Genomic DNA, 26,620 nt, shown 5'->3' with positions numbered 1-26,620 from the left:
TAAAAAAACCCAAGCATTGCTTAGGTTTTAGTTTATCAAAAATAAAATGTTGTTTACTCTTCTTCTGTTGAAGCTACCACTTTGGCAGGCTTTACTGAAGCATCGTGTGAATTATAATACTCTTCTAAAAGATTCATGGTTGCATTTAATAAATCTTTAGTTTCTAACAAAAGACTAAAATATAATGTTGTGTTTTTTGGACTGGTTTCTTCAGATCTTGTTCTGCTAACCTGTTTTTCAATTTTAGATGTTACTAATCCTAAAATCTCTTGTTTTCTCCCTAAAATAACCCCAATTTGTTCAAAAGATCTGGATTCAAAAGCATTTTGAGTATTATTAAAGAAGGTGTCAAATCGTACGTCAATTTCCTTTAATTCTTTTATTTGATTGAACTTTAATTTCTTATGATTATTATTAACGTGTTTATAACTCACTTTTGTTATATATTCTAAAGACTGCACAATGTCTTGCAAATAGCCTAATATATGAATGTAAAAATTACTGGCTCCAACACTAGATTCATCTAAATTTTTAATAAAATAGAAGATATTATCTCGTAATTCGTCTACTTCACCAGATAATTTTACAATTTGCTTTTTGTTCTTTTTTAACAAGGTTAAATCTTGTAATGATAGTCCGTTTATGGCATTGGTATAAATTTTATTCCCACGTTTAACTACGTTAGCAATATTACTGGCACTTTCATGAATAACACCTTGAATAGAACTGCTTTCGGCTTTAATTAAGCTACCTTCAGCTTTAACTTCTTTCGATTTTTTATTATATGCGATTGAACTTTTTACTAGTAAGGCAAAAGCCGTTACTAATAAAAGAGGAAACATAATATTTACATTTAAGCTTAATAGATAGGCTACTACGGCAGAGGCTATGAATGCACTAAATGCCGTGAAAAACCATCCTCCAATAACATTTAACACCCCTGCTACTCTATAAACGGCACTTTCTGCGCCCCAAGCTCTATCTGCTAATGAAGTTCCCATGGCAACCATAAAGGTTACATAAGTTGTGGATAATGGTAACTTCATGGATGTAGCTATCGAAATTAAAACGGCAGCAACCATTAAATTTACAGCTGCTCTGACTAAATCGAAAGCCGGCAATTCATATGTTTTATCTTTTTTTAATACAATAACCGGTTTTTCAAACTGCTTGTCAATTTTAGCCTGCCAAGAATTTGGCAATAGATAAGATGTCATTTGAGATGATAACATGGCGAATCTCACAAAACCACGGGATAAAAAGTTCGGTTCAAAACGCTCCTTTGTATCTTCTTGACTTGATAAATCTATTGACGTTTTAACCACATTTTTGGCCTTTGCAGAAAACCAAAGCGTTAAAACCATAACAAAACCAGCAATAAGCAATAAAAGTGTAGGGGTAGAAGCTTTGGTGCCTAAACTATGCATAGAAAACTCACTAGCCGCCAATCCTAGAGTATTAACCTCTGGATTCATAAAATCTAAATAAGATTGATATGCTCCTATAGACGGCCCTATAAAGTTTACAAGATCATTTCCAGCAAAAGCTAATGCTAATGAAAAAGTTCCGATAAGAATGACTATTTTATAAATATTTGCTTTTGCAAAATGCATCAAAGCATACGATATTGAAAACCAAAACAACAAGCTAATAACCAAAATCAATAAAGCCTGGTCTTGTAAAAAATCCTTAATTGTTTTACCGCCAATAGCATCATAAGATTCTTTAGCAAAGTTAGTACCACCAATGCCTTTCATGAATATGAAATATACAATAGATGTAATGGCGATACCTCCAAATAATGCACCGACCCATTTCGCTTTGCTTTCAAAATTATAAGAAAGTAAAAGTCTTGAAACCCATTGTACAAAAGCCCCTAACGAAAAAGAGAGTAATACAGAGAGTAAAATACTAGATACTATTTCGGTTGCTTTAGAGGTATTTATATAATTAACAACATCGCTAAAATCTCCATTATTATGTCCTATTTTAATTAAAGCAATAGCCACTGAAGCTCCGAGTAATTCAAACACAATGGATACCGTTGTAGAAGTAGGCATACCAAAAGTGTTGAAAAAATCCAATAGTAAAATATCGGTTATCATAACCGCCATAAAAATAATCATGATTTCACTGAACATAAACTCTCCCGGATTGAAAATACCGTTTCGAGCAACTTCCATCATCCCACTTGAGAATAAAGCTCCTAAAGTAATCCCTAAACTAGCAACAATCATGATCGTGTTGAAAGAAATGACCCTAGACCCAATAGCAGAATTTAAAAAATTTACAGCATCATTGCTTACCCCAACTACCAAATCGGCAATTGCTAAAATAGCTAGGGCAATAATCATGTATAAGTATATGTTTTCCATAATCTAAATAAAATAAGTTTGCAAATATCTTTTGTATTTTAAAATGTTAAGTTACGTAATTGTTATATTTTAAAAATAAATATCAAATTGAAGTCTGTACATAATTTTATGAATGTTGTTGGCTTGAGTATCTAAATAACTAATATCTGATTGCACTTTTAAATTATGTCCAACCACATATTTTGAAACCCCTAGCGTATATTGATTTTCTGCATCTTTTCCTGTTATCTCATTATCTAAAGTAACATTTGTATATCTACCTGATATCTCCCAGTTATTTTTAAGCAAATAGCCCGTTTGCAAATTTAAGCCATTACCTATTTGTACCTCATCTCCAGTAAGCGTACCATTATCATTTTTAGCAATTGGATCATCTGCATCTCTATTGGCGTATTCGGCCATAAATGAAAACCCATTGTATTTAAACATGGCATCTATAAACAACGTTGTGATATTGGTTTCATAAAAGCCTTCATTTGTAAACATATAAGCACCTTGATTGCTTCTTGTTCTTACTGCATTATTATTATAATCATAACTAGTCCCTATTGCTAATTTAGGTGAGCTTTCTCTTTTTAGATCACTACCTGAATAGTCTCCTTTACTTTCAAAATTTCCAAATGGCAAGAGTTCTATTCTCCCTGTAAATTCATAGCCGCCCAGATTCCCTGTAGTAACATTTCTACCTTCACCTTGAGCTACTGAAAAAATTTCATTTATTAGAAAATTGTTTGAAAGATTGAAATGATGTCTTAGTTGCAAACCCATATCTCTATCGATATTAAACATATGGTTTAGCAAAGATCTATCTACTAGCTGAAGGTTAGCAGATGATATCACACGCTCTCTATTCCCAGGAAGTTTTGTTTGTCCAACCCATAGTTCTAGGTTCTGTGCAAAATTCCACATTATAACACCATCCATTAGAAACCTTGGGGTATTATTTGTAAATTGAGACGTCCCAGACATATCACTATTTGAGAGCCCTAATTCAATTTTATATTTTAGTTTAGGGCTAAAAGCATAACCATCAAATTTTAGCCTAGATCTGCGTATAAGCACATTTGTTACATTAGCTTTGTCATCTTCCCAAATTGAAGTCCCTAAAAGCTGCATTCGTAGCCCGACTTTCATAGTCCAAGAACTATCTTGTCCAACCAAATTAAAAAGGCCTTTGCCAAATTTAGGAGATTTTATTTCTTGAGCATTAGAAATTATTATAGCCAAAAGGCATATAGCTATAAGGGCAAGCCTTAGTTTCATTAAATCGGTATTAGTTTTTGTCACTGCAAATAACCAAAACCTATGTTAACTTAATGTTTCTTAATTGTTAAATATAAACCATAAAAAAGACTGCCTTGGCCAAGGCAGTCTCATTAGAAATCATAATAATGTAGTCGACAAAAACTAATAGATTATATGAAATACTAATTGTTTGTCTTATAAAAAGACCTTACAAATATCAAAGTTTGAGGTCATTTAATTGTAATGATAATATTAAGTAATTATTAATATTATCATATTAAATACTTTATTAAAAAACTGAATATCAACACATTTAAAACTTTATGTTAATTTAATGTTACGTAAGTGTTGTTTTAATGTTAACAAATTTGTATATTTGAATTATAATGTTAAAAACCCATAATTATGAAGAAATTTATTTTACTTTTCGCCTTTTTAATTACTGCGGGTTCTTTTGCTCAGCAAAAGAGAGATTTAAAACTTAACAAAGACACTAATTTAATTGAAGTTGTTTATTATCATGACAATGGAGCTGTAAGCCAAACAGGGTTTTACACTACAGATGGTAAACTACAAGGTGAGTGGCTAAGTTTTAATGCAGAAGGTGAAAAAATTATTTCTGGAAATTATGATAATGGTAAAAAAGTCGGCAAATGGTTCTATTATACTGATGGAATCTTAAAAGAAGTAGATTATAAGGCAAATGCTATTGCAGGATTAAAAGAAACTGATTCTAAAACAAATCAAGATTTTTAAAGCTAAAAAAGTATTAAACTAAAAAAAGCATCCTAAATTTAGGATGCTTTTTTGTTTTATAATCTCTATCTTAAACTAGTTGTTAGTCCAAGCTGCCCAAGTAGGTAATGTTGCACCAGAACCAGCACCTGTTTGAGTTGTAACATAAGTAGCAACCGTGTTGTTTGCAGTTACAAAATTGATGGTGTTTATTTTAAAGTCCCCTGCAGCAATTCTTGCAGTTGCGCCTGTTCCAGAATCTAATTTAGCAAAAGTAGAAGGCATATCATTAGCAACAAATAAGTTTGTGTAAGTTTGTATCCCTCCACCTTCTTTAAAATTAATCGCTTTTTCAGCAGCTGTGAATTTAGCCTCAGAACCTTTTACGATTGACACGTTTGAAATCTTAGCATTTGTCATAGGTAAAGCTATATCGTTAGCCTGATTGTTAGAACCTTCAATACCTGCGTTAGAAACACCAGAAATGTATACATTCGTAATAGTTCCAATATAACCATCAGCGAAATCTAATGAATCATCATAAGAATTTATTAGTACCAAGTTAGAAGCATTTACTGCACCCCCAAAAAATTCAACAGCATCATCACCGCTTTCATAAGTATAAATATTGTTTACTACAGTTCCACTACCCACACCAAAGAAAGAAACACCGTTATATTCTTTACTATCACTAAATTTTGAACCTGTGTAAGAGATATTTAAGTAAGTAATTGACCCAGATGAATCAGCGTTGTTATTACCTCCATATAATAAACCACCAACTTCAGAAGTTCCATTATCACCAGTGTTTACCTTTGCATCACCGCAAATAATTAAACCACCCCAGTTACCCTCAGCAGGAGAAGCTTTACCAGATGTCATAACTACAGGTTGAGCTGAAGTACCATTAATGAAGATTTTCGCACCTCTTTCTACAGCTATGAAAATTGTTTTTGCTTTTTCAGTATCAGCAGTTGGATCTGATTGAATTTTTGTTCCAGCAGGGATAATTAACGTAGCTGAAGATTTTACAACTAAACCTCCTGTTAGTGTGTATGTTTTTGTAGCATCTAATGTTACAGTTCCATCAGTAATATTACCTTTTAAATCATCTACTTTTACTTCAAAAGAACTACTTGGAGTAGGATTATCGTCATTACTACAGCTTGTTAAACCAAGTGCTAAAATTGCTATTGCTAAAATCGATTTTTTCATTTTTTTTGTTTATTTTTTTAACAGTACAAATGAACATATTTAGTGTTTTTGATGCGTTAAGCCATTATTATCTTGTTGTTAAGGATTCTTAGAAGTTTTTAAATTTAATTAACATTAAATTTACATCTCTATTACAATGAAAAAGAGGCAATTGTTAACAAAAAACAATTACCTCTTTTTCAATAATTAAAGTGTTATTTTTTAGAACTTATAATTTATAGAAAAACTTAAGTTAGACCCTATTTTGTAAGAACTTGCTAAAACATCAGGTGTTTTAATTAGTGGGGCTTTACTTTGATCCGTTTCCCTTTTATAAGTAGGATCTAATATGTTTTTATAAGATAATCCTATTTTTAATTTTTTCGAAAGATTAGATTTTAGAATAAAATCTAATCTACTTATTGATTTATCGATAAGGTTTCCTCTTTCTGAAGTTCCTATTACAGCTAATTTATCTGAAACGTAGGCATATGTAAGTGTTGCTGTAATATCTTTGCCATTTCTAAATTGTTTTAAATAAGAAATGTCTGAATTAGCTAAAAAGTCTGAAGCTCCAGATAATTTAGAGTTTTGATAAGTAAAATTTGCTCCAAAACCATTTTCAGTAACTACTTTTGTGTTATTTAAATCTTGATCTTGATACATGTAAGATCCATTAAATCCAAAAGATAATTTTTCGTTTAAATTATTATCATTATTAAAATTAAAAATATTTTTTCTTAGTTCTATTTCAATACCAGCAATAACTGCTTTTTCACCTGTATTAGCGTATGTAATGTTACCAGAGGATGAATTAGTAAACATTTCATTTATTGGGTTTTGAATTAATTTACCAAAAGCAGTTACGGTAAGTATTTCATCATTGCTAGGGTATAACTCCCAACTTAAATCTGCATTGTAGTTTGTTGAAGCGTATAATTTATCGTTTCCTTCATAAGATTGACCAACTTCTTGAAAAAGTATTTTTACTTTTTCTTTAAATTGAGGTAATGTATAGGTGTTACTCGCTGCAAATTTTAAATTTTGTTTTTCATTTAATTTGTATTTCGCAATTATACTGGGTAAAAACTTTACAGGTGCATACGTATTACCACTTCCATCTGGGAAATCTAAACTATTAAAATAAACATATTGTTCAATTTGTTCAAATCTACCTCCTATAATAACAGATAATTGTTTATTAAAGTTGTATAGTACATTTCCGTATGCGGTATGAATATTTAAATGACCGTTATAAAGTTGAGAGAGCTTACTAGAGCTATCGCCTGCTGATAAATCAAAATTTGTATCATTTAAATATAAATCAGTATTATTAAAACCATCTCTAGTAAAAGTAGTTTTATTTGTTTCTGGGAAAAATGAATATTGTTGAGAATTAAAATCAACATTTTTCATTTTACCTGAATATCCTAGCGTTGCTTTTCCTTTAAATTCGTCATCCACATTTTTATTAAAGTTATAGGATACTGAAAGATTTGCAGAAAATTCTTTTTCATTTAAGCTTTGGAAATATCTATGATTGTTTATGCTAGTATTTTTAAAAAAGGTGTAGCTTGATGATCCATCACTCGTCGGTACAAAGGTATTTTGCATACGGTCTGGAATTGTATTATCCAATATGCTGTAACCAATATTCCATTCAGCATTCCATTGCTCACTATATTTATGCTTACCTAACAATTGGTTCACTAATAATTGCGTTTTGTCAAAAGTTCCGCGCTTAATAAAACCGATTGGATCTAATCCAGGAAACTCGATATTTTTTCCATCATATTCACTATAATCTTGCGAAGATGAGTTTAAAAATAAACCTGTGTAAAGAATAGAGTTATTATTGTTTATTTTGTAATCGGCTGTACCCATTATCGTTGAATTGGTATTGTGTTTATATGATTTTCTAAAGTAATCAGCATTAGCAGTACCTTGTGCCGTAATATTAGTTCTGTAAATACCTTCAATATATTTATTATCTGTATCAAAAGAGGCTGTTAAAAACGTGCCTAAACTGCTTTCGTCACCTAAACTGAATTTTCTTCCACCAGTTAATGAATAGTTATTATTTAACGTGTTTTTACTAGATTTTCTGTCCCAACTTGTTGCGTAATTGTATGGTAATAATGGGTCACTTGGTACTTTCCCATAACCAAACCCAGAATAAGAAGGACCATCTTGTAAATAAAAGTCATCAACTTTTAAAACATTTGTGTTAGCACCCAAGCCTACACCTATAGTAATAAAAGGAGCTCCAGAGAATTTTTTAGCCACAATATCGATATTAGCACCTCCAAAATCTGCATAATTTTGAGATTCAAAAGTTTTGCTAATACCTACATATTCAACAATATCAGTTGTAAAAATGTCTAAAATGATATTTTTATTTGATGGATTGTTTGATGGTAATGGTAAACCATTTAAAGTGGTAATGTTATAACGATCTCCAAGACCTCTTACAAAAATGTTTCCAGATCCTTCTTGTTTAGAAATACCAGAAACTTTGGTAACGGCAGTGGCAACATCGCTAACGCCTTTTCTTGAAAGCTCATCTGCGCCTATAGATGCCTTAAAAGCTACCGCTTTTTTTTGCTCTAATAATAAGGCCGTTTCACTTTCCCTTTTTGTCGTCGTCGTAATAACAATCTCATCTAAAGAGGCTGCACTGGCACCCATAGGCACATTAACTTGTGTTACTTTATTAGCAACAACAGTTACCTGTATTTCTTGAGTTTCATAACCCACAAAACTAAAAGATAGTGTATAAGTTCCAGGGGGTAAGTCAGCAATTTCATATAAACCATCAATATCTGAAGTGGTTCCTTTTGCAGTTCCTTTTATTAAAACATTTGCAAACGCCAAGGGTTCGTCATTATATTCTTTATCTGTAAGCTTACCAACTACAGAACCTGTAGTTTGAGCATAAGAGAATATTGAATAAAAAAGTATAGATAATAGCAGTAATTTTTTCATTAGTTTTTTAGATAATTTCTTGCCGCAAAGGAACTAATGCTATATGAATTTGATGTTACCATTACATTAAAGAACAGTAACAAAAATGTTATGCGAATGTTATGAAACTTTTAATCCGGAAACATTAAATTAACATTGAAAATTAGAATAATTTAGATGTCTAAAAATAACTTGATCAGCTATTCTTAACTAAATCGATAAAACAAACTTATTTTAGTTTAAGGTCGAAAAGGTTTTGTCCTCTGTTTGAGACGTTGAAGTGATAGACGCTAATTCACTTAAAGAAATGGTGCTGGCTCCTAATGGTAGATTAACTTCTGCTGGATTTAAAGCATCTACATGAACATGTATTTCTTGGGTTTCATAACCAACAAAACTACAAACCAAAATATAATCCCCTGATTTTAAATTCTCAATAACAAATAAACCTGTTAAATCTGTATTTACCTCTACTGAAGTTCCTTTAATAGAAACATTCGCCAAAACTAATGGAGTATTATCTAATTCTTTATCCATTACTTTACCAACTATTAAGCCTGTGTTTTGAGAGAAGCCTGCAGTGCTAAATAATATTAAAATTAAGTAAATAAATTTTTTCATGATTTGGATAAACAATTCTACTGCAAATAAAGATGAATAGCATAAATTGAATGTTACTTAAACATTAAGTGTTTATGATGAATATGTTAATTTAATGTTACCAGATTTTTTAAGTCATTTTATTTGGTAACCGTATTATTTTGAGCCAGTTTTTTAATGAATTTAATTATCTTGCCAACACTTAATAATTTACAATGAACTGGGAACAATTATTATCCTTAAAACGCTTTGGCGACACCAATAAACGCATTCGAAAAGAACAAGATGAAACCCGATTAGGTTTTGAAGTTGATTACGATAGGGTTATATTTTCCTCAGAATTTAGAAGTTTACAAGATAAAACCCAAGTAATTCCATTATCGCAAACCGATTTTGTACACACGCGTTTAACCCACAGTTTAGAAGTTAGTGTCGTAGGTAGATCTTTAGGAAGATTAGTTGGGAAAAAATTATTAGAGAAACATCCTCACTTAAAAAATGCCCATGGGTATCAAGCAAATGATTTTGGTGCCATTGTAGCTGCAGCAGCTTTGGCACATGATATTGGAAACCCCCCGTTTGGACATTCAGGAGAAAAAGCGATTGGGGAATTTTTTAAAACAGGCGCAGGTAGCAATTATAAAAATCAACTAACGGCTAAAGAATATCAAGATTTATGTGATTTTGAAGGCAATGCCAACGGATTTAAAATTTTAACCGAAAGTAGAGCCGGCAGGTCTGGTGGCTTACGTTTAAGTTATGCTACACTGGGAGCATTCACTAAATACCCAAAAGAATCATTACCTAAAAAACCCACTAAACATATTGCAGACAAAAAATACGGTTTTTTTCAAAGTGAAAAAGACGCTTTTACAGATATCGCAACTGAATTAGGATTATTAAAACGAAGCCATAAAGATTTAAGTTTTTCTAGACATCCACTCGCTTTTTTAGTAGAAGCTGCTGATGATATTTGCTATACCATTATCGATTTTGAAGATGGCATCAACCTCGGCCTCATCCAAGAAGAATTTGCCTTGGAGTACCTCATCAATTTAGTACGCGATAGAATTAAAACCGAAAACTACTATGCCCTTACTAGTAAAGAAGACCGCGTGAGTTATTTACGTGCTTTAGCCATTGGCACTTTAATTGATGAAGCAGTGACTATTTTTATGAAACACGAAGAAGCTATTTTAAATGGTGAATTCGATTGTGCTTTACTCGATAAAAGCAAGTATGATGCACAAATAAAGGATATTATTAAAATTAGTATTGAAAATATCTATCAATCCACTGAAGTTATAGATAAAGAAATTGCGGGTTATGGCGTTTTAAATACGCTATTAACAACTTACGCCACTGCTGTAAATAATACTTTTAATAATTGCGCCTCCAATTATGACAAACTTATTTTAAGGGGATTTCCAAAGTCCAATAATATAGAAAATTCCACTTTATATGAACGCCTGTCTAGTGTTTGCTATTATGTCTCTTTGTTATCAGACAGTAAAGCTATTTTGGAATATAAAAAAATTAAAGGATTCGAAATTTAAAGATTAGCATTTAAGAATTTAGCCAGACTTTCAACATCCAAACCAACAGATTTTTGCAATTCCTGCACAGTTCCTTGTTCAATAAATTGGTCTGGGATTCCTAATGTATGGATAATCGTTTTATAATTTTTAGCAGACGCAAACTCTAAAACAGCACTTCCAAAACCACCTTTTATAGCATTGTCTTCCATAGTAATAATTGTTTTGTATTTTTTGAAAATAACATCCAGTAACACCTCATCCAGAGGTTTTACAAAACGCATATCGTAATGTGCTATACTTTCAGGGTTGTTTGATTTTCCAATAGCCTCAGTGACATTTTTAGCCATGATGCCAATACTTAAAACAGCTATATTTTTACCTTCTTTAAGCTGAATTCCTTTACCAATTTCCAATTTAGAAAACGGCTGTTTCCAATCTAAAGTCACACCCTGTCCTCTTGGGTAACGAATAGCAATGGGTAATTGTAAACCAAGTTGCGATGTATACATGATGTTTCTTAATTCCACCTCATTTCTCGGAGCAAAAATAATGAGGTTTGGTATACACCTTAAATACGACAAATCGAAAACCCCATGATGCGTGGCACCATCTTCTCCAACCAAACCGGCGCGATCTAAACAAAAAATAACCGGTAATTTTTGTAAAGCTACATCATGAATAATTTGATCGTAAGCACGTTGCAAAAAAGTGGAATAGATGTTACAAAACGGTATCAACCCTTGGGTTGCCATCCCTGCTGCTAATGTGACGGCATGTTGTTCTGCAATCCCCACATCAAAAGCACGATCTGGAAAAACGTCCATCATATACTTTAATGAACTTCCTGTGGGCATAGCGGGCGTGATGCCCACAATTTTATCATTTAATTTAGCCAATTCAACCATAGTATAACCAAACACATCTTGATATTTTGGTGGTTGATCAGAAGTAGATTTTAAAATTAAATCACCCGTTATAGCATCAAACTTTCCTGGCGCATGATATGTTACCTGATTTTCTTCTGCTTGTCTTAAGCCTTTTCCTTTAGTTGTAATAATATGTAAAAATTTGGGGCCTTTTACCGTCTTTAATCGGTTTAATTCTGAAATGATTTTATCAATATCATGACCGTCTATAGGCCCAGAATAATCAAAATTCAGAGCTTTAATAATATTATTTTTTTTCTGAATGCCCTTTTTTACATTAGTTAAATACTGTTTTAAAGCACCAACACTTGGGTCTATTCCAATAGCATTATCATTTAATATGACCAACAAATTAGCATCGGTAACTCCTGCATGATTCAAACCTTCAAAAGCCATTCCACTAGCAATCGAAGCATCACCAATAACCGCGATATGTTGCTTTTCTAAATCCCCTTTTAATTTAGACGCTATTGCCATACCTAGTGCCGCAGAAATGGATGTTGACGCATGCCCAACACCAAAGGCATCATACATACTTTCACTTCGTTTTGGAAATCCACTAATACCCTCAAGCTGTCTATTTGTGTGAAAACTATCCTTTCTGCCTGTTAAAATTTTATGTCCATAGGCTTGATGCCCAACATCCCAAATAAGTAAATCTTCGGGGGTATTAAATACATAATGCAATGCAATCGTTAGTTCCACAACACCTAGGCTAGCGCCTAAATGACCTTCTTTAGTTGCGACAATGTTTATGATAAACTCACGCAATTCTTGTGCAAGTCGTGGTAAATCTTTTTGATTTAAAAGACGTAATTCTTTTGGAGAATTTATATGGTTTAAAATTGACTTTTGCACTTGACAAAAGTACAAGAATGAATTTGTATTTTTGCTATTATGATAGAACCTTTTGACGACATCTACTTTATGAAAAAAGCACTTCAAGAAGCTGAAGCGGCTTATGCTAAAGGCGAAATTCCAGTGGGCGCCGTGATTGTTATTGATAATAAAGTGATTGCTAGGGGGCATAACCTAACTGAAACGTTAACAGATGTGACTGCCCATGCCGAAATGCAAGCCATTACTGCAGCTTCTAATTTTTTAGGAGGCAAATATCTTACTAAATGCACTTTGTATGTCACGTTAGAACCTTGCCAAATGTGTGCAGGAGCTTTGTATTGGAGTCAGATTTCCCATATTGTTTATGGCGCAAGGGATATGGAACGTGGATGTATTCATTTAAACACAAAACTTCACCCGAAAACAACTATAAAAGGTGGCATTTTAGAAACGGAAGCCTCAGAGCTTTTAAAACGATTTTTTATTGAAAGACGTAATTTGAATTAGTTTACTTCTAATACTTTCCTTTTTCTTGTCTATCACGCATTTTATCAAGATTTTCTTTAGTCAGCATGTAATCTTTGATGTCTTTGTCTTTCCATCTGTAATAAGCAAATAAAGGAAATGCAATAAGGAATAATCCAGAAACTCCAAATCCTATAAGTTTCTGTGAATACATGGATTCTATAAAATAGCCTGTTAGGATGCTTCCTAATGCAGCAATAAATAGAAAAATAATGATGTATTTCATGTTACTTAGTGAAATTAATAAGTTGTCTTCTGTATGCTGTCAATAGTTTGGATTTCGAAATGAAACCCATATATATATCGTTTTTCACCACAGGTAAATTCCATGCGCTACTGTCTTGGAATTTTTTCATAATGTCGGTCATTTTATCATTATCTATATCTATAACTTCTGGGGGTGGTTGCATCACATCTATAGCTTTAATTTCAGAATATAATGATTGATCGAACATAATTGGACGTAAATCATCTAAGAGAATAATCCCTTTTAATATTCCTGAAATTGGATCAACTACTGGGAAAATATTTCGGGTAGATTTCACAACAGCTTCATGAACCATTTGTCCTAAATTCATTTTTATTGTAATAGGAACAAAATTGGTTTCTATAACTTTATCAATGTCCATTAAGGTTAACACCGCATGATCTTTATCATGTGTGATGAGTTCCCCTTTTCTCCCAAGTTCCATATTATAAACGGAATGCGGACTAAAATGTTTTGTGATACTAAATGAAATAGTAGCCGTGAGCATTAAAGGAATAAACAATTCATACCCACTTGTTAGCTCTGCTATTAAGAAGATCGCTGTTAATGGTGCATGCAAAACACCTGCCAATACACCCGCCATACCTACCAATGTAAAATTACTTTCGGAAACTGGTGTGTTTACAAAACCACTATAATTAATAATTTTAGCCAAACAGTTTCCCATAATACTACCCATAAACAGCGTTGGCGCAAAAATACCACCAACACCTCCAGCTCCAAAAGTTAGAGAGCTAGCTATAATTTTAAAGAAAATTAAACCCGTTAAAAGACTAACAACCACCCATATATTGGTTAAATCCATTTGCAAAAAATTATTTTCTAAGGCTTTCTCTGGGTTTCCGGCAATTAAATTATTTATAACCTCAAACCCTTCTCCATAGAGCGGTGGTATAAAAAATATTAAAACACCTAAAACTGCACCACCAATAACCAACCGTTTTATTGGAGAATTAATTTTATCGAAAAACTTATGAATGCGATCGTATACCTGAGTAAAATATATAGACGTAAATGCAGCAACCACTCCTAATACAATATAAAAAGGAGCGTCTTCAATGACAAACTTGTCTTCAATTTTAAAGGGCAGCAATATATCATCCCCAAAGAAAAAATAAGAGGTTAATATAGCTGAAAGCGACGCTAATAATAATGGTAACATCGATGCAATAGTAAGATCTAAACTAAATACTTCAATTGCAAAAATAATAGCTGCAATTGGTGCTTTAAAAATAGAAGACATAGCACCTGCCGCTGCACAACCAATGAGTAAACTTCGAGTGGTTTGGTTCATATGAAACATTCTGGAAATGTTTGAACCAATAGCTGCACCCGTTGCTACTGTTGGACCTTCTAAACCAACAGAGCCACCAAAACCTACTGTTAGTGGTGCCGTTAAAATAGAACCAAACATTTGGTATTGTTTCATGATACCTTTCCGTTTAGAAATAGCGTATAAGGTAGATGGGATACCATGGCTTACTTTGTTTCTTATCACATATTTCATAATAAGATACACGAATGTGAGACCAATAATAGGGAATATGAAATAAAAAGCATGGTGGTAATCTTTTACCAAATTACCTTCTAAAAAATGTTGAAAAAAGTGCGTAAGATTTTTTAACACCACAGCCCCTAAACCAGAAGTAAACCCAACAACAATACTTAAGATATATACAAACTGTCTATGGGTGATGTGTTTGGCTCTCCAAATAAGTATGTGTTTTAATATCGTTTCTTTAGGCATAATTAAATCTACTAAAAAATCCTGCTTTATGCAGGATTGGTATTATTTTTTTAAATTAAGCTTTAAACTTAGTTCTTCTAATTGTTTATCGTCTATGGGTGCCGGTGCGTCAATCATGACATCGCGGCCCGCATTGTTTTTCGGAAATGCGATAAAATCACGAATGGTTTCTTGTCCTCCTAAAATAGCTACTAATCTATCCAATCCAAAAGCCAAACCACCATGTGGAGGTGCTCCATATTGAAAGGCTTCCATTAAAAAGCCAAATTGAGCTTTAGCTTCTTCTGGGGTAAACCCTAGATAATCGAACATTAAAGATTGTGTTGCTTTATCATGAATTCTAATCGATCCTCCTCCTATTTCATTTCCGTTAAGAACCAAATCGTAAGCGTTTGCTTTTACATCACCAGGATTGGTTTTCAATAATTCTATTTGCCCAGGTTTTGGTGATGTAAACGGATGGTGCATGGCATGGTAACGACCAGTCTCTTCATCCCATTCTAACAATGGAAAATCTAATACCCAAAGCGGTGCAAACTCATTTGGTTTACGTAACCCTAAACGCTCAGCCAACTCCATACGCAAGGCGCTTAATTGTGCTCTTACCTTATTTTTATCTCCTGAAAGTATACACATTAAATCACCTGCCTTGGCTCCAGTAATTTCAGCCCATTTTGCTAAATCGGTTTCATCATAAAATTTATCGACAGAAGATTTAAAAGTACCATCTTCATTACAACGGCAATACACCATTCCTAAAGCACCAATTTGTGGGCGCTTCACCCAATCAATCAATTGATCTATTTCTTTTCTAGTATAAGTATTTCCACTAGGAACAGCAATACCAACAACCAATTCTGCATTATTAAAAACTCCAAAATCTTTATGTTGAGCGACCTCATTCAACTCACCAAACTGCATCCCAAAACGAATATCTGGTTTGTCATTTCCATATAAACGCATGGCATCCTCGTACAATATCCTAGGGAATTCTTTAACCTCAACACCATTAACTTCTTTAAGCAAATGACGTGTTAATCCTTCAAAAACATTTAAAATATCCTCTTGCTCAACAAATGCCATTTCACAATCTATTTGTGTGAATTCTGGTTGTCTGTCGGCACGCAAATCTTCATCTCTAAAGCATTTTACAAGTTGAAAATACTTATCCATACCACCGACCATTAACAACTGTTTGAACGTTTGAGGTGATTGCGGCAAAGCATAAAACTGCCCTTCGTTCATCCTACTTGGCACCACAAAATCGCGCGCGCCTTCTGGTGTCGATTTTATTAAATAGGGAGTTTCTACTTCAATAAACCCTTCTTTAGACAAATAATTACGAACCTCGTGAGCCACTTTTGCTCTAAATATCAAACTGTTTTTTACAGGATTGCGACGAATATCTAAGTAACGATATTTCATTCGTAACTCTTCACCGCCATCTGTTTTATCTTCAATGGTAAACGGAGGCAATAATGCTTCATTCAATATGGTTAATTCTGAAACCAATATTTCAATATCGCCCGTTGGAATATTGGCATTTTTTGAAGCACGTTCAATTACAGTTCCTTTAACTTGAATAACAAACTCACGCCCCAAATTTTGAGCTTGAGTCATCATTTCCTTTGATGTACGTTCTTCATCAAACACTAATTGTGTAATCCCATAACGATCGCGTAAATCTACCCAAACAATAAAACCTTTGTCTCTAGATTTTTGAACCCAACCGGAAAGCGTTACTTCCTCATTTATATTTGTAGCCCTTAATTCGCCACAATTATGACTTCTGTACATAATTTGAAAATTGAAGTGCAAATTTACGCAAGTTATGTGATTATCAAATAAAAAAAACCTCAAAGTATTTTGAGGGTTTTACTTTAATCAGATTTGAAGATTTTTTATACTTCCTGAACTTTAACCTCTGTTGAACTTGTTTTACTTTTTAACCACATTTTGAATAAGGTTACTAAATAAAACAATATGGGTACCACAACTAGAGTTAAGAATGTTGCTATAAAGAGCCCATAAATAACAGTCCAAGCTAAAGGCCCCCAGAAAATAACATTATCACCACCAAAGTAAATGTGTGGATTAAACTCACTGAATAATGTGAAAAAATTAATGTTTAAACCTGTAGCTAACGGAATCAATCCTAAAATAGTTGTAATAGCCGTTAACAATACAGGACGTAAACGTGCTTTACCAGCAGTAACAATACAATTAAACAAATCGCTTGTTTCTAAATACTCATCATCGTCTAAACCTAATTCATATTTTTTTCTATCTATTAGCAATTGTGCATAATCGAGCAGAACCACACCATTATTTACCACGATACCAGCTAGGGAAATAATCCCCATCATAGTCATCATGATAACAAAGGGAGCTCCCGTAATCACAATCCCTCCAAAAACACCAATGAAACTTAAGAAAACAGCCGACATGATAATAGCTGGCTTAGAAACTGAATTGAATTGGAAAATAAGAATAAAGAAAATTAAAGCCAACCCTTTAAAAAAGGCACTCATTAAAAACGCCTGTTGTTTTTCTTGTTCTTCAATTTGCCCCGTATAATCTATCTTAATAGTACTTGGTAACTCTTCAAAATTTTTCATTTCATTTTGAATTTGCTGTACCACAGCACGGGCGTCGGTATAACCAGGTGATAATGCAGAATAAAGAGTTACAACACGATTAACGTCGCGATGTTTAATAGCACTATATCCCGAATTATTTGTTTGGCTTGCAACTGTAGAAATAGGTATTTCTCTTATCTGTCCAGAAGCCATATCTCTAAAAGTGATTTTTTGATTAAAAAGCGCACTTTTATTATATCTGTTTTCTTCGTTAAAACGTACGTAGATATCATAATCATCGCCATCTTCCTTATAAATACCTGCTTTGGCTCCAAAAACAGAACTTCTTAGTTGTTGGCCAACTTGTCCACTACTAACACCTAATTCACCTGCCTTTTCTCTATCAACAAGCACCTGCATATTCGGTTTATCTTTATTGACATCGATTTTTAATTCATCAATGCCTCCTATATTTCTAGAATTGATGAAATCACGCATTTGTTCAGCTTTTGCAATTAAGTCGGAATAGTCATCTCCTTCTAATTCAATATTAATTGGGGGACCTGTTGGAGGCCCCGCAAGGTCTTTTTCCACAGAAATTAAAACTCCTGGATATACCCCCACCAAAGCTTTTTGTACTTTTTGACGCATCAATTCACTGTCTTTACCATTGCGAAATTTATACTCCCGCATAGAAACTGTTATTTTTCCTTTATGGGGCATTTCCGCAGCCGAACCACCATCAGTTTCAGGATTTCCTGCACCTTCACCTACTTGGGAAACAGCACTTTCTACCATGAAATTTTTATTTCCATCCATATACATGCCATCATTAATCACTGCATAGACTTTGTTTTCTATTTCTTTAGTGATTTCGTTGGTTTTTTTAATATCGGTGCCTTCGGGATATTCTACATATACTACAATTTGGTTTGGTTTATTATCTGGAAAGAACTCCACCTTTGTTCTTTGTGTCGCAAGCGATACTACAAAGGCCGCCATTGAAAGAAATAACAATATTACAGTACCAATAGATATCATATAGGTACGTTTCCCACTCAAAGATGTCCTCAAGGTTTTTTCGTATAAATTTTCTAATTTCACTAAGGTTTTGGCTTGAAAATTATTTGCCATTTTTCTTAATATCAATCTATAAACCCATAGCATGATAGCTGTAAAAATCATAACACTTCCCAATCCTCTATATGCACCACCAATAATTAAAATGATAATCCCTATAATTGAAATTATTGAGGTTATTTTTATGATACGGTCTTTTGGCATATCCTTATCTTCTGTCGTCATAAATTGAGATACCAATACGGAATTGAAAAATATGGCAACAATTAATGAGGATCCTAAAACGACCGATAATGTAATTGGAAAATAAATCATGAATTGACCCATAAGGCCCGGCCAAAGCCCTAATGGAATAAATGCGGCCACCGTTGTTGCTGTTGAAATGATAATGGGATAAGCGATTTCCCCAATACCTTTCTTAGCAGCTTCCACTCGGCTCATGCCTTCGTCTTCCATCAAGCGATATACGTTTTCAACAACCACTATACCATTGTCTACTAACATCCCAAGTCCCATAATCAATCCAAAAAGAATCATGGTATTCATGGTATAGCCCAAACCATTTAATATCATTAAAGACATAAACATGGACATGGGGATGGCAAACCCAACAAATAAGGCATTTTTAAATCCTAAAAAGAACATTAAAACCCCAACAACGAGTATGATACCAAAAATAATATTATTCACTAAATCGTCAACCTGCCCTAATGTTTTAGATGATTGGTCATTGGTTATCGTTACTTTCAAGTTCGAAGGAAACACATTAGCCTTCGCATCGGCAACTATTTTATCAATTTGCTCAATGGCTTCCACCATATTTTTCCCAGAACGTTTTTTAACATCGAGCATAACTACCTGAGACCCTTTACCCATAGAGGCATCATATTCTCTAGCATAGGTAGTTTTATCTTTATCTTTAAAACTTACTGTTGCAACATCTGTTAAATAAATAGGATTTCCGTTTTCAGATTTTACTACAAAATTTTCCAGCTGTTTTGGATTTTCTATTTCCCCAACAATTCTTACAGTTCTTCGTTGTCCACTTGCAATTAGATTCCCCGCAGACATGGTCATGTTCCCATTACTTATAGCACCAATAATATCATCAAAACTTACTTGGGAAGCCATCATTTTGTAAATATCTACCGCAACCTCAACTTCCTTTTCTTGGGCACCGCGAATATCTACTTTTTTAATTTCCATTAAACCTTCAATCTCATCCTGAAGATATTCGCCGTAATCTTTTAATTTATCGATAGGATAATCACCAGAAATATTAATATTAAGAATAGGCACCTCTTCAGAGAGGCTTAGTTCGAACACATTTGGCTCTACTTTGGCATTATTAAATGTTGGCCAATCTTCACTGGAAGTTTCTGTACTTATTTCGTCTTCTACTTTTTGTCTTGCTTGTTCGACAGAAATATCTTCATCAAATTCCACAACAATCATAGAATAATCTTCTTGCGACGTTGAGGTTATCTCCTTTACATTACTAACAGTTTTTAATTTCTCCTCTAAAGGATCTGTAATTAACTTTTCAATATCTTCAGCAGTATTTCCTGGAAAAATAGAACTCACATATATTTTTGTTTCATGTATTTCTGGGAAATTTTCTCTGGGCATACTAAAATATGCCGATGCCCCTAAAAACAAAATAATTAATATGACCACATACATCGTGGTTTTATTATGTATGGCCCACGAGGACAATTTAAATTCTTTATCAACCTGTTTTTTTTGTTTGCTCATAACGCTGGTTTATTGATTGGTGATTTTAACGGTTTGTCCATCTTTAACACTTCTGGCTCCTTCTTTAATAATTTCTGTATCATCATCAATTCCACTTAACACTTCAATAATATCTCCTTGTGTTTTGCCTGTTTTTATAATAACTCTGTTGGCAATGGCGTTGTTGGATTTTTTATCTTTTACAACATAGATATATTGTTCGCCATTAGCGTTTTCAGAAATAATATTTTGCGGAATAAGGATGGCTTTTGAATTTGTGTAATCATTTATTTTAAGCCTTGCCGTAAGATTTGGTTTAATGGATTTATCTTCATTGGGAACTGCTACTTCAATTTTAAATGTTCTATTGGCTGGATTGATATAATTACTAGCTTGTCTAATTTTACCTTTTATAATTTTATTTAATACAGGGAATTCAATTTGCACATCTTTACCAACTACAACATCTCTTATATAGCTTTCTGGCACATCGGTTTCAATATACATGTCGTCCAAATTAACCATACGCATGATTGGTGATTGCGATGCAACGACGCTTCCTTGTTCTATCATCACATCATCTACAATTCCAGAAAATGGTGATCTTAAAGAGTTTTTAGCAAGCTGGCTTTTTAACTGATTTACTGTTTGTTGTTGCGCCTCGTAACTCGATTTAGCTTGTAAATACTGTATCTCACTACCTATTTTTTGGTCCCACAAACGTTTTTGACGTTCAAACGTTGTCTTTGCAAGTTCTGATTGAATTTGAAGTTGCGCTAATTGTTGGCTCAATCCACCATCATCAATAGTAGCTAATAATTGACCTTTTGTTACTTTATCCCCCTCTTTCACATAAACCCTATTTAAAATACCTTGCGTTTCTGGATAAATTACAATGTTTTGTTTTGTATCAACATTTCCTTGTAATTCTAGATAATGATCAAAAAGTTCTGATTTAGAAGTAAAAGTAGTCACCAAAGGCAAGTTTTTTTCTGGATCTAATTCATGGATCTTATCGTCAAGCAATTTTATTTCTTGAGCCAATTCATGCTGTTGATTCACCAAGGCTTCTCTTTTAGATTTAATTTTAACCTCATCATTGGTGGCGATGACATCTGCTACCGTTTCATTTTTATTTCCACAAGAAGTAATTATTAAGGAAAATAATATTATATATATGATATGTTTCATGATACTGTTTTTGTTTGTTGATTAATTGGTTGTGTTTAAAATGGTTTCCAGCACTGCTTTTTTGTTTATAACATCAAGCATGGCTTGCAAATATTCTTGTTGCGAACTGTATAATTGAATTTGTGCTTGCCTTAAATCAAAACTCGAAGAAACACCTTCAAAAAACTTAGTTTGGTTTTTACTTTCAATACGTTCTGCCAATTGTAAATTTTGCTTTTTGTTTTCATATTCTTCGATGGCTAACTGATAATCGCTTTTGGAAGCCGCTATTTCCAGTTTTAATTTTTGCTCGGTTTCTATTAAATCATCTTGAGATTTCTCAAGATTTATTTTAGCACGTTGTGTGGAAGCGCTTCTTAAACCTGAACTAAAAATGGGAATGCTCAAATTAACACCAAAAACCCCATATCCATAATAGGGCTGATCTTTTTCAAAAAAACCAAATGAATCGCTATAGGACAAATAGCCTCCAGACAGCGATGTGCTTAATGTTGGTAAAGCTTTGCTTTTTTCAAGTTTTACAAGTAATTCTTTGGATGTTTTATCATTTAAAGCAATTTTATAATCTGTATTATTATCGATAGATTCTTCAGCACTTAATAAATCTAAATCAATATGCTGTGCCGTAAGACTTTCTAAATTATCTGTCAATTTGGTATTAGAATTAACATCAATACCTAAAGCAATATTTAGCATTTGAGATGCTATCTTTTTTAATCGTTTTGTATTATTCAAATTACTTTCTACACCAGACAATGTTATTTGCAATTGTTCTACACTTTCTTCTTCATCTAAACCATTTTCAAAAATGGCCTTAATATCTTTAAGATTACTTTGCAATACATCGACATTTCGTTGTAAAATATTTTCACTTTCATTAGTAAGCAACACATTTCCATAAGCATTAATGATAGACTTTCTAACTTCTAAATCGGTTTTTTCTTTGGCATTTTTAGATATTTCTAAAAATACTTTGGCAGATTGTAAACCAACTAAATACGAACCATCAAACAATAACTGGTTTATTGTAGCCGACGCATTAAATGTTTGTTTTATTCCAAAGTTAATAGCAGCATACTCTCCAGCAGGGCCTCCAAATGCTTCAGCAGGGACCACTTGTGTTTGTAACTTTAAATAATCCTGATAGCTTGCATTTCCGCTAATCTGAGGCAAACCTGTCGCTATCGTTTCCCACTTTTGTCTTTCTGCAGCTTGTATATCTAAAGCTGCATTTTTTACTGTTCTATTATGTTCCAACCCGTAATTAATGGCTTCTTCTAAAGAAAAACTATAGCTGTTTTCCTGAGCTAAGACTACGGTTGAAATTAACAAACTAAAAATTATAATTAGTTTTCTCTTCATTTTTTATGATTGATTTGATGTTATAAATTTGTTTAATATATGTAAGCCTTTTTCGGTAACAATAGCCCTTAAATGATATTCCAAATAGCTTTCCATTAAATAATCCATACTAAAAATATTTTGGGGGAAAATGGTATCATCCTTTATTCCCATCATGCCGTTAAAGTACATTCTCGAAATAAAATCTATATCGATATTTGACCTAAACAATTGAGTATCTACCCCCTTTTTCAAACTTTCTTTTACCGAACCATGCATTTTTTCAAACTGCTTAATTCTTAAAAGGTCATATATCTGGGGATAATATTTTTTAAGTTGATATTGAGGTGATGACTTTTCATTTTTTAAATGATGCATCACAAACATTTTTATATCGTACAATTGCTCTATAGGATTTATTGATGTATTACAAATACCATCAATCCCTTCGCATACACGACCAAAAAGCTCAAATGTTACGGCTTCAACTAGTTTTGTTTTATTGGCAAAATGGACATATATGGTTTTCTTAGATATACCCATTTCACTAGCTATATCGTCCATGGTAACACTTTTAAACCCAAGGGTTAAAAATAATTCCGCTGCTGTATTTATAATTTGCTCTCTCATTTTGAAGGCACAAAACTACAATAGGAAACTTTAAAAACCAAAAAAGTTTCCATGGTTTTAATTAAAAATAACCATTTAGTAACATTCATGTTAAAACAGAATGTTTTTTAGACTATCATTGATGGCTTTATTATTGATTCCTATTATAAAAACGGCATTTCCATTCTTCTTTAAATTTCATGCGTTCTTCTGGAGACATATTTTTAATTTTATTGATAAACCGCCTTTTTTGCATAGAATGTTTATGATTTCCGCATTTTGAAAAACCTCCGAAAAGAATTTTACTTAATACCAAGATTCCCATGGCTTGCCAATAGGTTATGGAATTAACAAAAATGACTTCTGGTAAAATGGCGTTCCAAAGCCACATGACAATAAAAGACAGTCCAAACAGAATGACTATGGGAACTATAAAAAAGAATTTTCTTTTTTGTTTGAATCTATGGTCCATAATAATATTTTTAATCGTTGTTTAAGTCTTGATATAATAAATTTAGCTTTAGCCTTAAATGCCTGATAGCATAGGTTTTTCTACTTATAATCGTTTTTACGTTTTCCCCTTCATCATCTGCAATTTGTTGAAGTGTTTTGTTGTTAAACTCATTTTCCACATACACCTTACGTTGTTTCTCTGGAAGTTCATCAAGCGCGTTTAAAAGTGCTTGCCAAATATCATCTTGAAAAAGTTTTAACTCTGGAGATGCACTATCTATCAACAAAATATCCTTGATAATAAATGTTTCGCTATCGTCTTCAAAACTGTAATCCTCTAAATTTTTCGTTTTCTTTTTTCGGTAATTATCAGTTATTTTATTCCGCGTTACGGAAAACAACCAACTACTAATATTTACAATGTCCGATATATTGGTAAGATTGCTCAGTTGAAACCAAACCTCCTGCAAAATATCCTCTGCATCCTCTGAACTTCTAACTTTCGGTTTTATGAAAGTCATAAGCTTTTCACCATACTTACTTACAGTATGCGAAATAATATGTTCCTTTTCTTTTTTGGACATAGTAAAGGGTTCAGGTGGCCTCATGTTATATAAGACGAATGAAACCGTGTTTTACTTTAAATTATTTATAAAATTAAAGTAAGTCATTATAATTTTTGTAATTGGCACAATAAATAGGTTGTTATTATTAAGGCTTTTCATGTATTTTTGTCAAATGCAGCGCGTAAAATTTTATCAAGAGACATTTACATCATATTTAGAAGGTTTCACCAAAAAAAGGGAACCAGCTAATTTATATACTCCCATAAATTACATTTTACAATTGGGAGGGAAACGCCTAAGACCTGTTTTAACGTTAATGACCGCCGAGATTTTTAATGGCCATTACACGCAGGCGTTAAATGCTGCTTTGAGCATAGAAGTATTTCATAATTTTTCATTGGTTCATGATGATATTATGGATGACGCACCTTTGCGACGCGGGCATGAAACCGTACATGAAAAATGGGACATTAATACAGGGATTCTCTCTGGCGATGCCATGTTGATTATGGCTTATCAATTATTTGAAAATTATAATGCCCAAACATTTCAAGCACTGGCGAAATTATTTAGCAAAACAGCTATAGAAGTTTGTGAAGGACAGCAATATGATGTTGATTTTGAGATTAGAAATGATGTTACCATTCCTGAATATCTAAAAATGATTGAATACAAAACCGCCGTTTTGGTTGGTGCTGCCATGAAAATGGGAGCAATTGTTGCTAATGCTTCGGAAAAAGACCAAAATAATATTTATGAGTTTGGTAAAAATTTAGGTATTGCTTTTCAGTTGCAAGATGACTATCTAGATGCTTTTGGAGACCCTAAAACATTTGGCAAACAAGTTGGTGGCGATATTATAGAAAATAAGAAAACCTATTTGTACCTTAAAGCTTTGGAGTTTGCTAAAGAGAATGAAAAACACTATTTATCAAAGTTATTTAATGAAAAACCTATTGATAACCTTTTCAAAATTGAGCAAGTAAAAACACTCTTTTTAACAACAGGATCCGCTGAAGCGACTCAAAAAGAAATCAAATTCTATACGACTAAAGCCTTTTCGGTTTTAGATGCTTTGAATATTTCTCAAGACAAAAAAGAACTTTTAAAAGCTTTTGGTAATCAATTAATGAATAGAACTATATAATGCAGTTGCCAACCACCTTTGAAGATTTGGTTAATGAAGCCAATCAATTAAATTTATATAAAAACTTGGTTCTTCAACTTAACAAAGATTTTAAATTTGCCAATGTTGATTTAGATTTTCATGAAGATATATTGCCCACAAGTTTAAAGCTCATGCTTCATGAAACCATTTATAAGCTAATCCAAGAAAAATTTGCCGATTACCTAAACCTACTTTACATTATAGATGTACCTGAAAATAAGGTAAAAGCCTTAAATGGAGATGATACCCTTAAACTATCGGAAGAGGTGTCGTTTTTAATTTTAAAACGCGAATGGCAAAAGGTTTGGTTTAGAAATAAAACCTAACAAAAGGCATCCAAGCATCGGCATAAATACTTCTTTCATCATCATACAAAACGTCATATCTAACACCTAACGTAACGTTGCCACTTCTATAGCCTAAGCCCACAAATAATGCGGGCGACCAATAATTATCCTCTGGAAGATTATAAAAAGCATCATATTTCCGATTCACCCTAAGCTCTTCAAATTCAGCTGAAATTTGTAATTTAGGAATCACATTTACCAAGCTAATGACACTTCCTCCATAAATGGTCGATTTATAAAACCCTTTTCTATTATTTATAGTGCCATTCAATCCCAAACCTAAAGCAAGTGTTTCGTTAAATTCATAAACGGCACTAGGGGCTAAAGTGCCGCTAAAAAAGCCATCACCAAACCCCAATCCTATCCCGCCACCAAATCGTACATGATTCCAAAAATCATTGGACTGTTGAGATTGTATCAAATTATTAAAACAGAAAAAAAGCACACAAATAAAGACTGCTTTTTTATGAATTGTTATTTTTTTATTCATTCAAGTGTGATTTTTTAACAAATTAACTAAATCCCCAACTTATTGATGAAAAGGAATCTAAAACTCTTATAAATATATTAAAAGAAACTTCTATTTTTAGTAAAA

21 protein-coding genes are annotated in these 26,620 nt (G+C 32.9%); 5 read left to right on the top strand and 16 right to left on the bottom strand.

Features of this window, described 5'->3' with window-relative positions; all coding sequences use genetic code 11:
- Positions 1–53 precede the first annotated feature (53 nt).
- Both DKT72_RS09270 and DKT72_RS09265 read right to left on the bottom strand, forming a co-directional pair.
- Positions 54–2,375: an inorganic phosphate transporter gene (locus DKT72_RS09270; RefSeq protein ID WP_111308461.1), complete on the bottom strand. Its 2,322-nt coding sequence runs from the start codon at positions 2,373–2,375 to the stop codon at positions 54–56.
- A 69-nt stretch (positions 2,376–2,444) separates the two neighbouring features.
- Positions 2,445–3,638, bottom strand: a complete 1,194-nt coding sequence (locus tag DKT72_RS09265) for a porin (protein WP_111308460.1) — start codon at positions 3,636–3,638, stop codon at positions 2,445–2,447.
- Between the two features lie 387 nt (positions 3,639–4,025).
- Here DKT72_RS09265 and DKT72_RS09260 point away from each other — a divergent pair, with 387 nt between their 5' ends.
- Positions 4,026–4,376 carry a toxin-antitoxin system YwqK family antitoxin gene (locus DKT72_RS09260; RefSeq protein WP_111308459.1) on the top strand — a complete coding sequence of 117 codons (351 nt, stop codon included), beginning with the start codon at positions 4,026–4,028 and terminating at the stop codon, positions 4,374–4,376.
- A gap of 75 nt (positions 4,377–4,451) precedes the next feature.
- Here DKT72_RS09260 and DKT72_RS09255 read toward each other — a convergent pair whose 3' ends face one another.
- The 3 genes from DKT72_RS09255 to DKT72_RS09245 form a co-directional block, all read right to left on the bottom strand.
- The gene (locus DKT72_RS09255) at positions 4,452–5,570 is read right to left on the bottom strand and encodes a beta-helix domain-containing protein (RefSeq protein WP_111308458.1); all 1,119 of its coding nucleotides are present in this window, start codon (positions 5,568–5,570) and stop codon (positions 4,452–4,454) included.
- 201 nt (positions 5,571–5,771) lie between these two features.
- The gene (locus DKT72_RS09250) at positions 5,772–8,534 is read right to left on the bottom strand and encodes a TonB-dependent receptor (RefSeq protein ID WP_111308457.1); all 2,763 of its coding nucleotides are present in this window, start codon (positions 8,532–8,534) and stop codon (positions 5,772–5,774) included.
- A gap of 213 nt (positions 8,535–8,747) precedes the next feature.
- Complete coding sequence (locus tag DKT72_RS09245; RefSeq protein ID WP_111308456.1) at positions 8,748–9,134, bottom strand: carboxypeptidase-like regulatory domain-containing protein; 387 nt, start codon at positions 9,132–9,134, stop codon at positions 8,748–8,750.
- A 194-nt stretch (positions 9,135–9,328) separates the two neighbouring features.
- Between DKT72_RS09245 and dgt the strand changes: the two genes are divergently transcribed.
- A complete protein-coding gene (gene dgt, locus DKT72_RS09240; protein WP_111308455.1) occupies positions 9,329–10,669 on the top strand; it encodes a dGTP triphosphohydrolase in 1,341 nt (446 codons plus the stop codon).
- On the opposite strand, the gene dxs is transcribed toward dgt, so the two are convergent.
- Entirely contained in the window at positions 10,666–12,435 is a 1,770-nt protein-coding gene (gene dxs / locus DKT72_RS09235) for a 1-deoxy-D-xylulose-5-phosphate synthase (protein ID WP_111308454.1), read from the bottom strand. The genes dgt and dxs overlap by 4 nt on opposite strands.
- 39 nt (positions 12,436–12,474) lie before the next feature.
- Between dxs and DKT72_RS09230 the strand changes: the two genes are divergently transcribed.
- Positions 12,475–12,924 (top strand): nucleoside deaminase, encoded by a 450-nt coding sequence (locus DKT72_RS09230; RefSeq protein ID WP_111308453.1) that lies wholly within the window; start codon positions 12,475–12,477, stop codon positions 12,922–12,924.
- A 7-nt stretch (positions 12,925–12,931) separates the two neighbouring features.
- On the opposite strand, the gene DKT72_RS09225 is transcribed toward DKT72_RS09230, so the two are convergent.
- The 9 genes from DKT72_RS09225 to DKT72_RS09185 all read right to left on the bottom strand — a co-directional run bounded on the left by DKT72_RS09225 (position 12,932) and on the right by DKT72_RS09185 (position 24,528).
- The gene (locus DKT72_RS09225) at positions 12,932–13,168 is read right to left on the bottom strand and encodes a hypothetical protein (protein WP_111308452.1); all 237 of its coding nucleotides are present in this window, start codon (positions 13,166–13,168) and stop codon (positions 12,932–12,934) included.
- Position 13,169: 1 nt separating this feature from the next.
- Complete coding sequence (locus DKT72_RS09220) at positions 13,170–14,957, bottom strand: chloride channel protein (RefSeq protein ID WP_111308451.1); 1,788 nt, start codon at positions 14,955–14,957, stop codon at positions 13,170–13,172.
- Between the two features lie 42 nt (positions 14,958–14,999).
- Positions 15,000–16,754: an aspartate--tRNA ligase gene (gene aspS / locus DKT72_RS09215; RefSeq protein ID WP_111308450.1), complete on the bottom strand. Its 1,755-nt coding sequence runs from the start codon at positions 16,752–16,754 to the stop codon at positions 15,000–15,002.
- Positions 16,755–16,858: 104 nt separating this feature from the next.
- On the bottom strand, positions 16,859–20,371 hold the full coding sequence (locus DKT72_RS09210; protein ID WP_111308449.1) for an efflux RND transporter permease subunit: 3,513 nt from the start codon (positions 20,369–20,371) through the stop codon (positions 16,859–16,861).
- A 9-nt stretch (positions 20,372–20,380) separates the two neighbouring features.
- Positions 20,381–21,541, bottom strand: a complete 1,161-nt coding sequence (locus DKT72_RS09205) for an efflux RND transporter periplasmic adaptor subunit (RefSeq protein WP_111308448.1) — start codon at positions 21,539–21,541, stop codon at positions 20,381–20,383.
- 21 nt (positions 21,542–21,562) lie between these two features.
- On the bottom strand, positions 21,563–22,903 hold the full coding sequence (locus tag DKT72_RS09200) for a TolC family protein (RefSeq protein WP_111308447.1): 1,341 nt from the start codon (positions 22,901–22,903) through the stop codon (positions 21,563–21,565).
- Positions 22,904–22,906: 3 nt separating this feature from the next.
- Entirely contained in the window at positions 22,907–23,512 is a 606-nt protein-coding gene (locus DKT72_RS09195; RefSeq protein WP_111308446.1) for a TetR/AcrR family transcriptional regulator, read from the bottom strand.
- Between the two features lie 130 nt (positions 23,513–23,642).
- Positions 23,643–23,963 carry a hypothetical protein gene (locus DKT72_RS09190; RefSeq protein WP_111308445.1) on the bottom strand — a complete coding sequence of 107 codons (321 nt, stop codon included), beginning with the start codon at positions 23,961–23,963 and terminating at the stop codon, positions 23,643–23,645.
- Positions 23,964–23,973: 10 nt separating this feature from the next.
- Entirely contained in the window at positions 23,974–24,528 is a 555-nt protein-coding gene (locus tag DKT72_RS09185; protein WP_111308632.1) for an RNA polymerase sigma factor, read from the bottom strand.
- A gap of 154 nt (positions 24,529–24,682) precedes the next feature.
- On the opposite strand from DKT72_RS09185, the gene DKT72_RS09180 reads away from it, so the two are divergent.
- Together DKT72_RS09180 and DKT72_RS09175 are read left to right on the top strand one after the other, a co-directional pair.
- On the top strand, positions 24,683–25,657 hold the full coding sequence (locus DKT72_RS09180; protein WP_111308444.1) for a polyprenyl synthetase family protein: 975 nt from the start codon (positions 24,683–24,685) through the stop codon (positions 25,655–25,657).
- Entirely contained in the window at positions 25,657–26,004 is a 348-nt protein-coding gene (locus DKT72_RS09175) for a hypothetical protein (protein WP_111308443.1), read from the top strand. The genes DKT72_RS09180 and DKT72_RS09175 overlap by 1 nt, the downstream gene beginning before the upstream one ends.
- On the opposite strand, the gene DKT72_RS09170 is transcribed toward DKT72_RS09175, so the two are convergent.
- Positions 25,988–26,515: an alpha-ketoglutarate decarboxylase gene (locus DKT72_RS09170; protein WP_111308442.1), complete on the bottom strand. Its 528-nt coding sequence runs from the start codon at positions 26,513–26,515 to the stop codon at positions 25,988–25,990. The two genes, DKT72_RS09175 and DKT72_RS09170, sit on opposite strands and share 17 nt — an antisense overlap.
- Between the last annotated feature and the right edge of the window lie 105 nt (positions 26,516–26,620).

Source organism: Confluentibacter sediminis, from assembly GCF_003258355.1.
GTDB classification, from domain to species: Bacteria; Bacteroidota; Bacteroidia; order Flavobacteriales; family Flavobacteriaceae; genus Confluentibacter; species Confluentibacter sediminis.
Note: the sequence above shows the minus strand (reverse complement) of the source record. Positions and strands in the feature narration are given on the sequence as shown.

Coding starts and splice junctions, on each gene's coding strand:
- aspS (WP_111308450.1), bottom strand. CDS start 16,754: ATGTACAGAAGTCATAATTGTGGCGAATTAAGGGCTACAAATATAAAT.
- DKT72_RS09270 (WP_111308461.1), bottom strand. CDS start 2,375: ATGGAAAACATATACTTATACATGATTATTGCCCTAGCTATTTTAGCA.
- DKT72_RS09245 (WP_111308456.1), bottom strand. CDS start 9,134: ATGAAAAAATTTATTTACTTAATTTTAATATTATTTAGCACTGCAGGC.
- DKT72_RS09200 (WP_111308447.1), bottom strand. CDS start 22,903: ATGAAGAGAAAACTAATTATAATTTTTAGTTTGTTAATTTCAACCGTA.
- DKT72_RS09225 (WP_111308452.1), bottom strand. CDS start 13,168: ATGAAATACATCATTATTTTTCTATTTATTGCTGCATTAGGAAGCATC.
- DKT72_RS09190 (WP_111308445.1), bottom strand. CDS start 23,963: ATGGACCATAGATTCAAACAAAAAAGAAAATTCTTTTTTATAGTTCCC.
- DKT72_RS09205 (WP_111308448.1), bottom strand. CDS start 21,541: ATGAAACATATCATATATATAATATTATTTTCCTTAATAATTACTTCT.
- DKT72_RS09255 (WP_111308458.1), bottom strand. CDS start 5,570: ATGAAAAAATCGATTTTAGCAATAGCAATTTTAGCACTTGGTTTAACA.
- DKT72_RS09250 (WP_111308457.1), bottom strand. CDS start 8,534: ATGAAAAAATTACTGCTATTATCTATACTTTTTTATTCAATATTCTCT.
- dgt (WP_111308455.1), top strand. CDS start 9,329: ATGAACTGGGAACAATTATTATCCTTAAAACGCTTTGGCGACACCAAT.
- DKT72_RS09265 (WP_111308460.1), bottom strand. CDS start 3,638: ATGAAACTAAGGCTTGCCCTTATAGCTATATGCCTTTTGGCTATAATA.
- DKT72_RS09230 (WP_111308453.1), top strand. CDS start 12,475: ATGATAGAACCTTTTGACGACATCTACTTTATGAAAAAAGCACTTCAA.
- DKT72_RS09220 (WP_111308451.1), bottom strand. CDS start 14,957: ATGCCTAAAGAAACGATATTAAAACACATACTTATTTGGAGAGCCAAA.
- DKT72_RS09195 (WP_111308446.1), bottom strand. CDS start 23,512: ATGAGAGAGCAAATTATAAATACAGCAGCGGAATTATTTTTAACCCTT.
- DKT72_RS09210 (WP_111308449.1), bottom strand. CDS start 20,371: ATGAGCAAACAAAAAAAACAGGTTGATAAAGAATTTAAATTGTCCTCG.
- DKT72_RS09260 (WP_111308459.1), top strand. CDS start 4,026: ATGAAGAAATTTATTTTACTTTTCGCCTTTTTAATTACTGCGGGTTCT.
- DKT72_RS09185 (WP_111308632.1), bottom strand. CDS start 24,528: ATGTCCAAAAAAGAAAAGGAACATATTATTTCGCATACTGTAAGTAAG.
- DKT72_RS09180 (WP_111308444.1), top strand. CDS start 24,683: ATGCAGCGCGTAAAATTTTATCAAGAGACATTTACATCATATTTAGAA.
- DKT72_RS09170 (WP_111308442.1), bottom strand. CDS start 26,515: ATGAATAAAAAAATAACAATTCATAAAAAAGCAGTCTTTATTTGTGTG.
- DKT72_RS09175 (WP_111308443.1), top strand. CDS start 25,657: ATGCAGTTGCCAACCACCTTTGAAGATTTGGTTAATGAAGCCAATCAA.